This is a genomic window from Planotetraspora thailandica, from assembly GCF_016863335.1.
GTDB classification, from domain to species: Bacteria; Actinomycetota; Actinomycetes; order Streptosporangiales; family Streptosporangiaceae; genus Planotetraspora; species Planotetraspora thailandica.
In genome coordinates this window covers 1-13,867 of the sequence record NZ_BOOR01000065.1, presented here as the reverse complement: position 1 = coordinate 13,867, position 13,867 = coordinate 1, and the positions used below count along the sequence as shown (strand labels likewise).

Below are 13,867 nucleotides of genomic sequence, written 5' to 3'. Positions count from 1 at the left end.
TGAATGTGAGCAGGCACAAGGCTGAAGATCTCCTGGAGGTCTCGCCGTTCGACGACGATCTCCAGGCCGAGCTCGCCGGGCCGGTCAGGCGCGGGCCCTCGAAACTGACCCTGACACTCGCCGCCGGCGTCGTGCTCGTGGCCGGGTTCCTCGGGGGCGTCCAGGTGCAGAAGGCCGCCGGCGGCTCGTCCCACGACGTGCCCTCGGGGTTGCTGTCCGGGCAGGCCGCCGGGCGGCAAGCGGGAGGCCAGGGCGGCGGCTTCGGCCGCGGCGGGGGAGGCTTCGCAGGAGGAGGCGGAGGAGGCGGAGGAGGCGGTGGAGGCTTCGGCGGAGCAGCCGGGGCCAACGCGACCTTCGGGACGGTCAAGCTCGTCGACGGCGACAAGATCTACGTCCAGACCGTGGCCGGCGACGTCGTCACCGTGAAGACCACCTCATCCACGAAGATCCAGGTGAGCAAGGCGGGTAAGGCCAAGGACCTCAAGACGGGCAGCGTCATCGTGGTCGCCGGAGACAAGGACTCCCAGGGCATCGTGGACGCGACCTCCGTCACCCAGAGCTCCGCCCTCGGCGGCAGGGGGGCGGGATCATGAGCCCGGAGGCGCGTCTGCTCGTGGTGGACGACGAGCCGAACATCAGGGAGTTGTTGTCGGCGAGCCTGCGCTACGCCGGATTCGACGTGGTCACCGCCTCCGACGGCAAGGAGGCGGTGCAACTCGCCGAGCGCGCCCGGCCGGATCTGATCGTGCTCGACGTCATGCTGCCCGACATGGACGGCTTCGCCGTCGCCAGCCGGCTGCGCTCGGCGGGGCGGCGCATCCCGGCCGTCTTCCTCACCGCCAGGGACGCGACCGACGACAAGATCACCGGTCTGGCGCTCGGCGACGACTACGTCACCAAGCCGTTCAGCCTGGACGAGGTGCTCGCCCGGATCCGGGCGGTGCTGCGCCGTACCCGCGGCGAAGCAGCCACCCCGCCCCGGCTGCGCGTCGCCGACCTGGAGTTGGACCAGGACGCCCACCAGGTGTGGCGCGGCGGCAGGCCGGTACGGCTGTCGCCGACCGAGTTCAAGCTGCTGCACTACTTCATGACCAACCAGGGCAGGGTGTTGTCGAAGGCGCAGATCCTCGACCACGTGTGGCACTACGACTTCGGCGGCGACCGTAACGTCGTCGAGTCGTACGTCTCCTATCTCAGGCGCAAGATCGACACGGCTGACCCCAAGCTCATCCACACGCTTCGCGGCGTGGGCTATGTTCTCCGTGCTCCACGTCAGTGAACTCAAACGCCGGGCGGCACGCACCCCGCTGTGGCTCCGCCTCGTCGGGGGCACGCTTCTGCTGGTCACGCTGGCCATCACGCTGACCGGGGGGTTCGCCGCCCTGCTGCTGCGGGGCTATCTCGTGCAGCGGGTCGACACCCAGTTGCTGACGATGGGCCGCAGGCCGCCGGGGTTCGACGGGGTGCCGCGCGGTGTCGAGCAGTTCGGGCCCCTCCGGCTGGTCGGCTCGTTCTACATCGTCCAGCTGGACGCGAGCGGTGCCGTCCTGCGGGTCATCCAGGCCCCTCCGACCGCGGACCTGCCGCCGCTGCCCAAGCCCGCGGCCGGGGCGAAGAAGCTGTTCACAGCCGAGTCTCCGTCCGGCTCACGATGGCGGGCGATCTCGGTGGACGACGGTGCGGGCGGCTTCCGGGTCGTCGCCATGAACCTGAACGAGATCGACGGCACGGTCTCGCGTCTGGTCATCATTGTGTCGGGCGTCGGCTTCGCCGTACTGGCCGCCCTGGGCGCCGCCTGCTACCTGCTCGTACGGCGAAGCCTGCGCCCGCTGGGCGAGATCGAGCGGACCGCCGAGGCGATCGCGTCGGGCGACCTGTCCCGGCGGGTGCCGCTGCGGCATCCCCGCACCGAGATGGGCCGGCTGGGCCGTTCGATCAACGGCATGCTCGCCCAGATCGAGGCCGCCTTCCGCGACAGGGAGGCGTCGCAGGAGAGGATGCGCCGGTTCATGGCGGACGCCTCTCACGAGCTGCGCACCCCGCTCACCTCGATCCGCGGGTTCGCCGAGCTCTACCGGCAGCAGGGGTCGGCCGACCCGGTCAAGCTCGTCCGCAGGATCGAGGACGAGGCCGCCCGGATGGGCCTGCTCGTGGAAGATCTGCTGCTGCTCGCCCGGCTCGACCAGCAGCGGCCCCTTGCCCGGCAGCCGGTCGACCTGCTCAGCCTGGCCGCCGGGGCGGTGCTTGACGCGCAGACCCTCGCCCCCGACCGCGAGATCGACCTCCATCGGCTGGACGGATCCGACCAGCCGGTGCGGGTGCTCGGTGACGAGGCGCGGCTGCGCCAGGTCATCGGAAACCTCATGCAGAACGCCCTGCGGCACACGCCGCCGGGCACGGCCTTCCGGGTCGGCGTCGGGGTCGTCCCTGACGCCGACCCGGTCGCGGTGCTCGAAGTGGCCGACGACGGGCCCGGCCTTCCGCCGGGGGACGTCGAGCGCGTCTTCGAGCGCTTCTACCGGGCCGACCCGGCCCGCAGCCGTGCGGACTCGGGCGGAACAGGTCTCGGCCTGTCCATCGTCGCCGCACTCGTCCACGCCCACGGCGGCACCATCACGGCGGAGAGCGAACCGGGCCACGGCGCGGTCTTCCGCGTCCGCCTCCCGTCCAGTTCGTCCGTAACGAAAGGCTAGGTAGATCTCATGCGTTACGCCCAGGTTGTGGTGCTCGCGGCCCTCGCTTTCGCGGTCTCCGCATGCGGTGGAGGCGGTGACACGAACGCGGCCGGCGCCGCGCCCTCGGCTGCGCCCTCCGGCGCGTCGAGCGGCAACCAGATGGCGGCCTTCACCGCCTGCCTCCAGAAGAACGGGGTCACCCTCCCCAGCCGCGCACCGGGCGTGCGCCCCAGCGGACGGCCGAGCGGACGGCCGAGCGGACGGCCGAGCGGGCGCCCCAGCGGTGGCTTCGGCGGGGGTTTCCGCTCGATGTCGCCGGAGATGCAGAAGGCGTACGAGGCCTGCCGCTCTCTGATGCCCCAGGGCGGGTTCGGCGGCGGCAACCGGAACGGCGGAGGCGGTGGCAACTTCGGCGCCGCGCTGACGGCCTTCCGCACGTGTATGAAGGACAACGGGGTCGACATGGCCCAGGGCACGAACTTCCGCAACCTCGACCAAAGCGACCCCAAGGTGGCCAAGGCGTACAAGAAGTGCAGCCTGCTGCTGCCCAGCCCGGCCCCCTCGCCGAGCGCCTGAGGCCGGTTTCGTCCCTCTTCGCCGAAAATTGTCGGCATGTGCGGCGTTGGAGGGGCCCGGCCACGGGAAAGCCGGGGATATGGAGGGAAACGAAGGGCTCCTCGCGGCTCTCCAGAGTTTGCGGCAGCACCTCGATCCCGATCTGTTCCCCCTGGCGATCGGTGACGTCGCGGCCGACCGCCGTGCCCTGAAAGAGTTGCGCGGGCAACTCGACGACTACCTGCTGCCCCGGGTCGCCGCCGTCGACGCGCCGCTGCTCGCGGTGGTCGGCGGCTCCACCGGGGCAGGCAAGTCGACGCTGGTCAATTCGCTCGTCGGGGACAGCGTGACCGAGCCGGGGGTGCTCCGGCCGACCACGCTCGCCCCGACCCTGGTGGCCAACCCGGCCGACGTGGCCTGGTTCACCTCGGCGAACGTGCTGCCCGGCCTGCCCCGCGTGACCGGCGACGGCCGGGGCGAACCGGGCACCCTCAGCATCGCGACCGCCGGCTGCCTGCCGGAGGGGCTCGCCCTGCTCGACGCCCCCGACATCGACTCGATCGTCACCGCCAATCGCGAACTGGCCGCGCAACTGCTTGCGGCGGCCGACCTGTGGTTGTTCGTCACCACGGCCGCTCGCTACGCCGACGAGGTGCCCTGGGGGTTCCTGCGGCTGGCCCGCGAGCGCAGCACCGCCCTCGCCGTCATCCTGCAGCGGGTGCCGGCGGAGGCGGGCGACCCGGTCACCGCCGACCTCACCCGCCTGCTCCAGGAGAACGGGCTCGGCGGCACCCCGCTGTTCGTCGTCCCCGAGCTCGAACTGCCGTCCGAGCGTGCCCGGCTTCCGGCCCATGCCGTACAACCGATCGCCACCTGGCTCGGCCGGCTGTCGGCCGACGCACGCTCCCGCGCCGACGTCGTACGGCGCACGCTGACCGGGGCGCTGGACAGCCTCGGCACGCGAGTGCCCGCGCTCGCCGACCGGGTCGACCGGCAGCGGGCCGGAATCGCGGAGCTGCGCGCCGTGGCCGAGCGGTCCTACGACTCGGGGTTGTCGGCCTTCGACGAGGGCATGCGCGACGGCCTGCTCCTGCGCGGCGAGGTCCTCGCCCGCTGGCAGGACTTCGTCGGCACCGGCGACCTGATGCGCTCGCTGGAGTCGCGTGTCGGGCGGCTCCGCGACCGCATCACCGCGATCATCACCGGGCGGCCCGCGCCGGAGCGCGAGCTGCGCTCGGCCCTGGAGAGCGGGATCGAGTCGCTCATCCGCTCCACCGCCGACGGGGCCGCCGACCGGGCCATGGAGTCGTGGCTGGCCATGCCCGCCGGCCGTGACCTGCTCGAACGGTCGGGTGTCGCGGTCAGCGGGCGCATCGGGCGCGCCTCCGCCGACCTGCAGGAGCGGGTGGGTGGCGCGGTCCGGGCCTGGCAGGGATACGTGCTCGACCTGGTCAGGTCGGAGGGCGCCGACCGGCGCTCGATCGCCAGGGCCGCCTCCTTCGGCGTCAACAGCCTGGGCGTGCTGGTCATGCTCGCGGTCTTCTCGTCCACGGGAGGCATCACCGGCCTCGAGATCGGCATCGCCGGCGGCACCGGCGTGCTGAGCCAGAAGCTGCTCGAGGCGATCTTCGGCGACCAGGCTGTCCGCGCGCTCACCCAGAACGCCCGCGACGACCTGCGGCGCAGAGTCAGGGAGATCTTCGACCAGGAGCTCACCCGGTTCACCTCGATGCTCGACGGCATCGGGCCGGCCGACGACACGGCCGCGCTCCTGAGAGACGACGCGAAAGCCGTACAGGAAAGGGGCGTGCGGTGAAGCTCGCAAAGGCGGCCGCGTCCCTGGACGAGCGGCTGGCCGCGCTGTCCGAGGCGGCCGACCTGGCCGAGGGCCGCCTGGACCGGCAGCTCGTCGAGCGGGCCAGGGCCGTGGCCGAGCGGGCGGGCGCGCGGCGCAACCTGTCGGTGGACCACACGGCGGTCGCCCTCGCCGGGGCCACCGGCAGTGGCAAGTCGTCGCTGTTCAACGCCCTGGCCGGGTGCGATCTCGCGGAGGTCGGCCCCACCCGGCCCACCACGTCCGCGGCCCAGGCCGCATTGTGGGGGCCCGACGGCTCGGGTCCGCTGCTGGACTGGCTGGACGTGCCCCTGCGTCACGTGGTGGGCGACGGCTCCGGGCTGGTCCTGCTCGACCTGCCCGACCACGACTCGATCGTGTCCGCCCACCGGCTGGAGGTCGACCGGCTCGTCGGGGTGGTCGACCTGCTGGTCTGGGTGCTGGACCCGCAGAAATACGCCGACGCGGCGGTCCACGAGCGCTACCTCAAAGCCCTCGGCCGCCACCGCGACGTCGTGCTCGTGGTGCTCAACCAGATCGACCGGCTGCCCGAGCGGGCGGTCAAACGCTGCCTCGACGACCTGCGGGGCCTGCTGGCCGACGACGGGCTCGAGGGCGTTCCGGTCGTCGGCGTGTCGGCGCGTACCGGCCAGGGCCTGTCCGAGTTGCGGGTCGCGCTCGACCGCAAGGTCTCCCGGCGGGCCGCGTGGGCCTCCCGGCTGGCCGCCGACGCCGGAGCGGCCGCCGACGCCCTGGCGGGGCCGTCCGCCGGTACGGCTCCCGCCTCCGTCTCGCGGGCGGACCTGGCCCGGCCGTTGTCGAGGGCGTTGTCGCAGGCGGCCGCCGTCCCGCTGGTGGTGGAGTCCGTCGCCAAGGCGCACCGGCACCGCGCGGTCGCGGCCACTGGATGGCCGCTCACCCGGTGGCTGAGACGCCTGCGCCCCGACCCGCTGCGCCGCCTGCACCTCACCCGCGGGCCGGGTACGGCCCGCACGTCGTTGCCGCCGCCCACGGCCGTGCAGCTCACGGCGGTCGACACCGCGGTGAGAGACGTGGGGGAAGCGGCCGGCGGCGGCGTGCCCGAGCCGTGGGCCTCCGCCGTACGGCATGCGGCACGCTCACGCGCCGCGGAGCTGGGAGACGCGCTGGACCGTGCGGTGGCCCACGCCTCGCTGGGCGCGTCCAAGCCGCCCCGCTGGTGGAAGGCGGTCGGGGTACTGCAGTGGCTCGTGACAGCGGTGATGGCGGCGGGCGCGTTGTGGCTGCTGGCGTTGTTCGCCCTCGACTACCTGCTGCTGCCGAAGCCGCCGACCCCCACGGCCGGGCGGGTCCCCTGGCCGACCCTGCTGCTCGTCGGCGGTGCGGCGGCCGGGGTGCTCATCGCGCTGCTGTCACGGCTGGCGGCATGGATCGGCGGGCGGCGCAGGGCCCGCAAGGCCGCCAGAGCCCTGCGGGCCGCCATCGGCCAGGTCGGCGAAGAGCTGGTGGTCACCCCCGCCTTCGAGGAACGGTCGCGTTATGCCCGGTTCGTCGAGCGGGTGACCTCGGCGGGCTGAGCGGCCGTCTTGGCGGCGTCGCTGAGAGGCGCCTGCCCGGGGCCGATCTCGCGGGGCCCGAGAGTCTCGCTGTCCTCGGCCTCCGCCTTCGCCTCCGCCGCTGCGCGCTCGGCCTCGGCCACCGCCTCGCTCCCCGCGGTGCTCCCCGCGGTGCTCGCCGTACGCTCGCGGGTGGCCGGCGAGGCGGGCAGCGCCTCGGTGAACGCCTTGGAGACCCCCTGCAGAGCGGAGGTGACCTCGCTCGGGATCACCCAGAACGTGTTGCCGGATCCCTGGGCGAGCTGCGGCAGCACCTGGAGGTACTGGTAGGCGAGCAGCTTCGGGTCGGGGTCGTTGCGGTGCACGGCCTGGAAGACCTCGTCGATCGCCTGCGACTGGCCCTCGGCCTTGAGGATCTGCGAGGTCCGCTCACCCTCGGCCCGCAGGATCGCGCTCTGCTTCTCGCCCTCGGCGGTCAGGATCTGCGACTGCCGCTGGCCCTCGGCCGTGAGGATCGCGGCACGCTTGTCCCGCTCGGCCCGCATCTGCTTCTCCATGGCCTCCTTGATGGTCTTCGGCGGGTCGATCGCCTTGATCTCGACCCGGTTGACCCGGATGCCCCACTTGCCGGTGGCCTCGTCGAGCACACCCCGCAGCTGGCTGTTGATGGTGTCGCGAGAGGTCAGGGTGCTCTCCAGGTCCATCCCGCCCACCACGTTGCGCAAGGTGGTCACGGTGAGCTGTTCCACGCCCTGGATGAAGTTGGCGATCTCGTACTCGGCGGCCCTGGGGTCGGTGACCTGGAAATACAGCACCGTGTCGATGTCGACGACCAGGTTGTCCTCGGTGATCACGGGTTGCGGCTTGAACGACACGACCTGTTCGCGCAGGTCGATCAACGGCCGGACGCGGTCGACGAAGGGGATGACGAAGTTCAGCCCCGGCGCCAGTGTGCGGAAGTAGCGGCCCAGGCGCTCGATGTTCGCGGCTCTGGCCTGCGGCACGATGCGGACCGCTCGCAACACCGTGAACACCACGACGACGACGAGAACGATCAGGCCGATCACGGCTGTGTCCATGCTTGCTCCCGTGGATAGACGAGGGCGGTGGCGCCCTCGATCTCAATGACGTCCACCGTTGCCCCCGGCGGGATGACCAGCGTCTCGTCGTAGGACCTCGCGGACCACTCTTCGCCCCCGATGCGAACCCGGCCGTCCCGGCCGGTCACCTCCTTGGTCACGTATGCCGGCTTGCCGACCAGCGCGGACACCCCGAAGCGCTGGGACGGAGGCTGCTTGATGTGCCGCATCGCGATCGGCCGCACACCGAGAAGCCCGGCTGCGGAGGCGATGGCGAAGACGACGAGCTGAAGAGCGGGCGGGAATCCGACGGCGGCCACCCCCACGGTGAGGAGTGCCGCGACAGAGAGAATCCCGAGTGCGGCGGTCAGCGTGAAGATCTCGGCCACGCCCAACACCGCGGCCAGGATGAGCCAGATGATCCACGAGTCCATTGCCTCGCCTCCATAGCAATGAACGGATCCCGATCGGGCAGGGTTCCTCCTTTTTACGGTAACTCCGCCCGCCTGATGCGCTACCCCCGAACCGGCGCGGTGTGAAGCGTGGTGGCCGTATGCGCGGTGACGCCGTCACGACCCGTCGCGATCGCGTCCACGACGTAGTCGGTGCCGGGCCGCAGCGACCCGGACGAGCGCCATCGCGTGCGGGAGGCGTCGAAGGAGCCGGGCACGGGGTCGCGGCCCGCGTAGACCAGCACGCTGGTCAGCCTTCCTCCGTCTGCCGTGACCGACAGGCCCTGTGACTCGGCGGGGGACACGGCGGCAGACACGGCGATGCGGGGAGCGGGGGGAACGACCCGCGCGCATGCCGCCAGTAAAAGCAACATCGTGATCGTTACGGCGTGACGCACCGCCCCAGAGTAGCGACGGGTGACGACAAGAACACGTTATGTAGCGGGAAGTATCTGTCCGGAGACCTCACCGAGGCTGAGGCCGCCCCGGGTCACCGCGCTGATCGTCACGATGTCGCCGTCCTCCAGGAAGGTCCGGGTCTGCCCGCCGGAAAGCTTGATCGGCTCGGCTCCGTTCCAGGTCAGCTCCAGGAGCGAGCCCCGCTGCCCGCCGCCGGACACCGTGCCGCTGGCGAACAGGTCGCCGGTGCGCAACGACGCCCCGTTGACCGTCAGGTGCGCCAGCATCTGGTCGGGCGTCCAGTACATCTCCCGGTACGGCGGGGCCGAGACCGGCTCGCCGTCGACCTCGATCGCCAGCGTGAGGTCCAGCGCCCAGGGGGCGGCCCTGCGCAGGTAGGGAAGGGGCACGGGATCCTGGGCCGGACCGTCGACCCGGGCCTCCTCCAGGGCCTCCAGCGGGGTGATCCACGGCGAGATCGAGGTGGCGAACGACTTGCCGAGGAAGGGCCCCAGCGGCACGTACTCCCAGGACTGGATGTCCCGGGCGCTCCAGTCGTTGACCAGCGTCACCCCGAACACGTGGTCCTCGAACGCCCCGGCGCGCTCGCCGAGCGCTGTGGGCACGCCCACGACGAAGCCCATCTCCGCCTCCACGTCGAGCTTCAGCGACGGCCCGAATTCCGGCCGGCCGTTGACGAGGCGCTGCCCGCACGGCCGCCGCACGGGCGTGCCCGACACCACGACGGTGCCCGCCCGGCCGTGGTAGCCCACCGGCAGATGGCGCCAGTTCGGCTTCAGCGGCTCCTCGCCCGGGCGGAACATCAGGCCGACGTTGGTCGCGTGCTCCAGCGACGCGTAGAAGTCGACGTAGTCGGCCACCTCGATCGGCAGGTGCAGGGTGACCTGGTCGAGCGGCACGCGGTGACCGCCGGTCGGCGCCGCCTCCTTGACCCGCTCCCGTGCCTCCCGCCATGCCGTACGGCCGAGCGCCATGAAGGGGTTGAGGTACGGCATGGCGAAGACCTCGTCGCCGAGGGCGGCGGCGAGGTCGAGCACGTCGTCGCCGATCCGCACACCCACACGAGGGCTCTGACCGGGGAGGGAGAACACGCCGTAGGGCAGGTTCTCCACCCCGAAGGTCACGCCTGCACCGCCCACGTCCAGGCGTATCCGGGCTCCTCACACGCCAGGGCTGCCGGGCCCAGGTCGAGTGGGCGGAAGGTGTCGAGCATGACGGCCATCTCGCTGGTCGTGGACAGGCCCTGCCGTACGGCCTCGACGACCGCCTCGACCGCGCCCGGCTGCGGGCCGTGCGTGAAACCGGCCGGGTGGAGCGAGATCGACCCGATGTCGATGCCCGAGCCCTTGCGGGCGGAGTAGTCGCCGCCTACGTAGAACATGAACTCGTCGGAGTCCACGTTGTGGTGGTTGTAGGGGATCGGCACGGCCTCCGGGTGGAAGTCCAGCGGCCGAGGGCAGAACGAGCAGATCACGAACCCGGGCCCCTCGAACGTCTGGTGGACGGGCGGCGGCGCGTGCGTGCGCTTCACGATCGGCTCGAAGTCGTGGATGTTGAAGACGTACGGGTACAGGTAGCCGTCCCAGCCCACCACGTCGAAGGGGTGCCGGGCATAGGTCAGCCTGGTCAGCCCGCCGCGGGTGCGCACGAGCACCGGGACCTCCTCGCCGTCCACCAGGAACGGCTCGGACGGGGCCCGCAGGTCGCGCTCGGAGTAGGGCGCGTGCTCCAGGAACTGGCCGTACTGGGACAGATAGCGCTTCGGCGGGCGGATGTGCCCGGACGCCTCGATGACCAGCGCGGTCACCGGGCCGTCGGGCACCCAGCGGTGGATCGCGCCGGTCGGCACGACGACGTAGTCGCCCTCGCCGACGTCCATGGCGCCGTACGCGGACTCGAAACGGGCCCGCCCGCTCGCGATGTAGACGCACTCGTCGCCCATCGAGTCGCGGTAGAGCTCGCTCGGCACGCTGGTGGCGGCGTACGAGATGCGGACGTCGGAGTTGCCGGCCAGCAGCATGCGGCCGGAGACCAGGTCCCCGTCGGGCCGCAGGTCCTGCGTCCGGAAGTGGCGCGGCGACAGCGGCAGGTTCGGGGTCAGCCCCGAGGGGCCGACGTCGACCGTCTCCGCCTTGACGATCGCGGTCGGTGCATATCGGTGGTACAGGAGCGAGGAATCGGAGGAGAACCCCTCCTCGCCCATGAGTTCTTCCTGATAGAGGCCGCCGTCAGGCCTGCGGAACTGCACGTGGCGCTTCTCCGGTACCTCTCCGACGACACGGTAGTACGGCATGGCGACCCTCCATGTCCGGATATCGGACGCTAGCGTCCTCTATACGTACGACGATCCGCCAATGGGCACCAGATGTCAAACCATTGCCTATGGGTGAAAATCCGGATTTAGTGTGGCGGCGATGTCCGCGGCGGCCGTGAGCACCAGCGGGCCGATCCGATCCACGTCGATCTCGCCGAAGGACACCACGCCGACGGACGCCTCCAGGTCGGACAGTCCGCGCACGGGCGCGGCCAGGCCCCGGGCGCCCTCCTGCAGCTGATCCCTGGTCATGTGGAGCGCCGGTTCCTCGCTCCCCGAGCGCAGCGCCAGCAGGGCGAGGCCCGCCGCGCCGCGCGTGAGGGGATGCCGGGAGCCCTCCCGGTAGGCCACGTGGAAGTCGGTCCAGGAGGGCTCCACCACCGCCACGGCCAGGCCGTCGCCTCCCTCGGCCACCGTGAGATGGGCCGTGGCCCCGGCCCGCTCGGCCAGCGTGCGCAGGGCGGGAAGGGCCGCCGCCCGCAACAGCGGCTGCACGGCCTGGGCGAGCACCAGCACCCCGAAGCCCAGATGCACCTTGCCCTCCGCGTCGCGGCGGGCGAAACCCTCCTCCTGGAGGGTCGTGATCAGCCTGTAGACGGCCGGCCGGCTCAAGCCCAGCTCGTGGGCCAGCTCCGTCGGCGTGCGCCCCCGATGCCCCTCCGCGAGCAGCCTGAGCAGCCGCAATCCGCGTTCAAGGGTCTGTGCAGACTCGGCCGCCATCATGGTCCCGATTATCGCCACAATGAGACCGTGAAGTCGGTGATCGTGGTCGGTGCGGGCATCTGGGGTCTGTCGGTCGCCCTGCGGCTGGCGGAAAGCGGCTGGGCGGTGACGCTCGTCGAGCAGTACGCCCCCGGCCACGTCCGCCAGGCCAGCTCAGGGCACACCCGCCTGCTGCGCAGCTCGCACGGGGCTGACGAGTGGTACGCCCGCATGGCCTGGCAGGCCCGCGACGGGTGGCGTGCTCTGGGCGAGCGGGCAGGCGAAGAACTCCTGGTGGAGTCGGGGCTGATGTGGTTCGCCTATCGCGAGGACGGCTGGGAACGACAAAGCGCCCAAGCACTGAAAAATCTAGAAATACCTCATGAGTTGCTCGAGCCGGCCGACGCGGCCAGCCGGTTTCCCGGCATGAGGGTCGACGACCTCGCCTTCGTGCTCTGGGAGCCCAAGGCGGGTGTCGTCCGGGCGCGCGACGCCACGCTCGCGACCGCCAGGCTCGCCCGGGGCGCCGGCGTCACGTTCGTGCGCGCCAAGGCCGTGCCGTACGGCGAGGCCACTGGCGTCGTGGCCGACGGGCAGGTGCTGACGGCGGACCGGGTCGTGTGGGCGTGCGGAGCCTGGCTGCCCGGCCTGTTCGACGTGCCGATGGAGGTGACCCGGCAGGACACGTTCCATTTCGCCGTGCCCCGCGAATGGTCCTCTCCGCCCCTGCCGGCCTTCTGCGACTACGACCTGTCGGCGTACGGCCACGGCGACATCGGCGGCGCGGGGATGAAGGTCACCAGCGATCTCGAGGGCGAGCCGTACGACCCGGAGACGGGCAGCCGCCATGTGCTGGCCCGCACCGAGCAGCAGGCCCGCGACTACATCGCTCGGCGTTTCCCCGCGCTCACCGGCGCTCCCGTCCTGTTCACCCAGGTCTGCCAGTATGCGCTGACCAAGGACGCCGAATGGATCATCGCAGAGGTGTCCGACGGGGTCTGGCTGCTCGGCGGGGACTCCGGTCACGGCTTCAAGCACGCCCCGGCGCTGGCCGCCTACGTCGCGGAGATCGTCGAGGGCGTGGCAGAGCCCGATCCGAGGTTCGGCCTGCACGAGCGGCAGGCGTCCCGCGGTCTCAGGACGAGCGGCCTTCCAGCCACACGCCGAACTCCTTGAAGTTGATCCGGCCGTCGCCGTCCGCGTCGACCTTGGCGATCGCCTCCTGGGCGCCGTCGGCGGTGATCGGCTGGCCGAGCACGTCCATGAGGCGGACGAGTTCGGCGGCCGAGATCAGCCCGTCGTTGTCTCCATCGATGAAATCAAAAGTCGTGGTGTAGTCGCTCATATCGTCCTCCCGGGTGATTTGCGCTCAGCACCATAGCCGATCAAAGACGTCGTAGCCTTGAACTTGTGGGTGAACCTTCGACCCGCTCGTTTCGCGTGCTCGTCGTCGACGACGAGCCGCAGATGCTGCGGGCGCTGCGCATCAACCTGGCCGCACGCCACTACGAGGTCGAGGTGGCGCCCGACGGTGCCGCCGCACTCAGGCTGGCCGCCGACTGGCGCCCTGACCTGGTCGTGCTCGATCTCGGCCTCCCGGACATGGACGGCGTCGACGTCATCCACGGACTGCGCGGCTGGACGAGCGTCCCGATCATCGTGCTGTCCGGGCGGCCGGAGAGCGCGGACAAGGTCGACGCGCTCGACGCCGGCGCCGACGACTACGTCACCAAGCCCTTCGGCATCGATGAACTGCTGGCAAGGATCCGGGCCGTCACCCGCCGGACCACCGTCCACGAGGCGGGCGAGGCGAAGATCACTCTCGGTGACCTCGAGATCGACCTGGCCAACAAGACGATCTCCAGCGGTGTACGGCTGACGCCCACCGAGTGGCATCTGCTGGAGATCCTGCTGCGCAATCCCGGCAAGCTCATCACCCAGCGCCAACTGCTGAGCCAGGTGTGGGGGCCGATGTACCACAAGGAGACCAACTACCTCCGGCAGTACATGGCCCAGTTGCGCCGCAAGCTGGAGCCCAACCCCGGTCGTCCAGAGCATTTGCTCACCGAGCCTGGAATGGGCTACCGCTTCCAGCCGTAGACGGGCGCTGCCCAGCACGACGGAAGGCCCTGCGGCCGCGGGGCCGGCCAGGATCATGGTCGAGCGCGTCCGTCCGGCACCGGTGCCCTTGTTGGCTGCGCCGATGACCTCTTTGCCCGCCTTGGGGGTGCCGTCAGGGTGGGTCTCCGCTGTGGGGCGGTCCGGTGGTGGTCGTTCCGGTGGTGGGTGTCCGGCGGCGTC

At 71.3% G+C, this 13,867-nt stretch carries 15 protein-coding genes; 8 read left to right on the top strand and 7 right to left on the bottom strand.

All coding sequences use genetic code 11. From position 1 onward, the window contains the following. Positions 1-5: 5 nt before the first annotated feature. The 6 genes from Pth03_RS33950 (at position 6) to Pth03_RS33925 (ending at position 6,620) form a co-directional block, all read left to right on the top strand. Positions 6-593, top strand: a complete 588-nt coding sequence (locus Pth03_RS33950; RefSeq protein ID WP_203948559.1) for a hypothetical protein — start codon at positions 6-8, stop codon at positions 591-593. Next, the gene (locus Pth03_RS33945) at positions 590-1,279 is read left to right on the top strand and encodes a response regulator transcription factor (protein ID WP_203948558.1); all 690 of its coding nucleotides are present in this window, start codon (positions 590-592) and stop codon (positions 1,277-1,279) included. Before Pth03_RS33950 ends, Pth03_RS33945 begins: the two co-directional genes overlap by 4 nt. Beyond that, complete coding sequence (locus Pth03_RS33940) at positions 1,263-2,693, top strand: sensor histidine kinase (RefSeq protein ID WP_239119573.1); 1,431 nt, start codon at positions 1,263-1,265, stop codon at positions 2,691-2,693. The genes Pth03_RS33945 and Pth03_RS33940 overlap by 17 nt, the downstream gene beginning before the upstream one ends. A 9-nt stretch (positions 2,694-2,702) precedes the next feature. Continuing rightward, positions 2,703-3,251, top strand: a complete 549-nt coding sequence (locus tag Pth03_RS33935; RefSeq protein WP_203948556.1) for a hypothetical protein — start codon at positions 2,703-2,705, stop codon at positions 3,249-3,251. A 79-nt stretch (positions 3,252-3,330) separates the two neighbouring features. After that, the gene (locus tag Pth03_RS33930) at positions 3,331-5,046 is read left to right on the top strand and encodes a P-loop NTPase family protein (RefSeq protein WP_203948555.1); all 1,716 of its coding nucleotides are present in this window, start codon (positions 3,331-3,333) and stop codon (positions 5,044-5,046) included. Beyond that, positions 5,043-6,620: a GTPase gene (locus tag Pth03_RS33925; protein WP_203948554.1), complete on the top strand. Its 1,578-nt coding sequence runs from the start codon at positions 5,043-5,045 to the stop codon at positions 6,618-6,620. The genes Pth03_RS33930 and Pth03_RS33925 overlap by 4 nt, the downstream gene beginning before the upstream one ends. On the opposite strand, the gene Pth03_RS33920 is transcribed toward Pth03_RS33925, so the two are convergent. The 6 genes from Pth03_RS33920 to Pth03_RS33895 all read right to left on the bottom strand — a co-directional run bounded on the left by Pth03_RS33920 (position 6,581) and on the right by Pth03_RS33895 (position 11,587). Beyond that, positions 6,581-7,678 carry an SPFH domain-containing protein gene (locus Pth03_RS33920; protein WP_203948553.1) on the bottom strand — a complete coding sequence of 366 codons (1,098 nt, stop codon included), beginning with the start codon at positions 7,676-7,678 and terminating at the stop codon, positions 6,581-6,583. The two genes, Pth03_RS33925 and Pth03_RS33920, sit on opposite strands and share 40 nt — an antisense overlap. Then, positions 7,663-8,112: an NfeD family protein gene (locus tag Pth03_RS33915; protein ID WP_203948552.1), complete on the bottom strand. Its 450-nt coding sequence runs from the start codon at positions 8,110-8,112 to the stop codon at positions 7,663-7,665. Before Pth03_RS33915 ends, Pth03_RS33920 begins: the two co-directional genes overlap by 16 nt. An 80-nt stretch (positions 8,113-8,192) precedes the next feature. Beyond that, positions 8,193-8,528: an Ig-like domain-containing protein gene (locus Pth03_RS33910; RefSeq protein WP_239119572.1), complete on the bottom strand. Its 336-nt coding sequence runs from the start codon at positions 8,526-8,528 to the stop codon at positions 8,193-8,195. Positions 8,529-8,564: 36 nt separating this feature from the next. Further along, positions 8,565-9,674 carry a fumarylacetoacetase gene (gene fahA / locus Pth03_RS33905; protein ID WP_203948551.1) on the bottom strand — a complete coding sequence of 370 codons (1,110 nt, stop codon included), beginning with the start codon at positions 9,672-9,674 and terminating at the stop codon, positions 8,565-8,567. After that, positions 9,671-10,843 carry a homogentisate 1,2-dioxygenase gene (locus Pth03_RS33900; protein WP_203948550.1) on the bottom strand — a complete coding sequence of 391 codons (1,173 nt, stop codon included), beginning with the start codon at positions 10,841-10,843 and terminating at the stop codon, positions 9,671-9,673. Before Pth03_RS33900 ends, fahA begins: the two co-directional genes overlap by 4 nt. Before the next feature lie 87 nt (positions 10,844-10,930). After that, positions 10,931-11,587, bottom strand: a complete 657-nt coding sequence (locus Pth03_RS33895; protein ID WP_239119571.1) for a helix-turn-helix domain-containing protein — start codon at positions 11,585-11,587, stop codon at positions 10,931-10,933. Positions 11,588-11,614: 27 nt separating this feature from the next. Here Pth03_RS33895 and Pth03_RS33890 point away from each other — a divergent pair, with 27 nt between their 5' ends. After that, entirely contained in the window at positions 11,615-12,742 is a 1,128-nt protein-coding gene (locus Pth03_RS33890) for an NAD(P)/FAD-dependent oxidoreductase (RefSeq protein ID WP_203948549.1), read from the top strand. Here the strand turns inward: Pth03_RS33890 and Pth03_RS33885 are convergent. Beyond that, a complete protein-coding gene (locus tag Pth03_RS33885; protein ID WP_203948548.1) occupies positions 12,702-12,911 on the bottom strand; it encodes an EF-hand domain-containing protein in 210 nt (69 codons plus the stop codon). The genes Pth03_RS33890 and Pth03_RS33885 overlap by 41 nt on opposite strands. Positions 12,912-13,033: 122 nt before the next feature. Here Pth03_RS33885 and Pth03_RS33880 point away from each other — a divergent pair, with 122 nt between their 5' ends. Beyond that, a complete protein-coding gene (locus Pth03_RS33880) occupies positions 13,034-13,666 on the top strand; it encodes a response regulator (RefSeq protein WP_203948602.1) in 633 nt (210 codons plus the stop codon). Positions 13,667-13,867 lie beyond the last annotated feature (201 nt).

Excerpts from the sequence above, each read along its gene's own strand:
- Pth03_RS33945 (WP_203948558.1), top strand. The coding sequence starts at position 590 with ATGAGCCCGGAGGCGCGTCTGCTCGTGGTGGACGACGAGCCGAACATC.
- Pth03_RS33935 (WP_203948556.1), top strand. The coding sequence starts at position 2,703 with ATGCGTTACGCCCAGGTTGTGGTGCTCGCGGCCCTCGCTTTCGCGGTC.
- Pth03_RS33930 (WP_203948555.1), top strand. The coding sequence starts at position 3,331 with ATGGAGGGAAACGAAGGGCTCCTCGCGGCTCTCCAGAGTTTGCGGCAG.
- Pth03_RS33920 (WP_203948553.1), bottom strand. The coding sequence starts at position 7,678 with ATGGACACAGCCGTGATCGGCCTGATCGTTCTCGTCGTCGTCGTGGTG.
- Pth03_RS33915 (WP_203948552.1), bottom strand. The coding sequence starts at position 8,112 with ATGGACTCGTGGATCATCTGGCTCATCCTGGCCGCGGTGTTGGGCGTG.
- Pth03_RS33900 (WP_203948550.1), bottom strand. The coding sequence starts at position 10,843 with ATGCCGTACTACCGTGTCGTCGGAGAGGTACCGGAGAAGCGCCACGTG.
- Pth03_RS33895 (WP_239119571.1), bottom strand. The coding sequence starts at position 11,587 with ATGATGGCGGCCGAGTCTGCACAGACCCTTGAACGCGGATTGCGGCTG.
- Pth03_RS33885 (WP_203948548.1), bottom strand. The coding sequence starts at position 12,911 with ATGAGCGACTACACCACGACTTTTGATTTCATCGATGGAGACAACGAC.
- Pth03_RS33880 (WP_203948602.1), top strand. The coding sequence starts at position 13,034 with ATGCTGCGGGCGCTGCGCATCAACCTGGCCGCACGCCACTACGAGGTC.